1 protein-coding gene is annotated in these 270 nt (G+C 64.8%); it reads right to left on the bottom strand.

Translation table 11 applies throughout. The annotated features are described in order from the left end of the window. A partial coding sequence (locus tag SB816_RS31930) for an NAD(P)/FAD-dependent oxidoreductase (protein WP_410548233.1) occupies window positions 1-270 on the bottom strand: 270 nt, incomplete at both ends.

Here is a 270-nt window from a genome sequence, read left to right as displayed (position 1 = left end):
CGTTCGTCAGCGGGATCATCCAGAACCACACGTCGCGACGCTCCGGATGGACGGCAATGCAGATCTTGTCGCGATCGGTCGAGCCGGCCGGCAGACTGTCTTCGACATGCGAAAAGATTGCCGCGCGCGTCGGCATGCCGGTCGGCGCCTCGAGATCGAGCAGGCGCGGCAGCACGCGCGCGAATCCGCTGGCGTCGAGCACGAACGACGCATGAACGGAATATTCGCACCCCGCTTCGTCGACGACCTCGAGCCGTTGCATATCGCCAG

The sequence above is a fragment of the Achromobacter sp. SIMBA_011 genome, from assembly GCF_046535435.1.
In the GTDB taxonomy this organism is placed as follows: domain Bacteria; phylum Pseudomonadota; class Gammaproteobacteria; order Burkholderiales; family Burkholderiaceae_B; genus Achromobacter; species Achromobacter dolens.
This window is presented reverse-complemented; position numbering and strand designations above follow the sequence as displayed.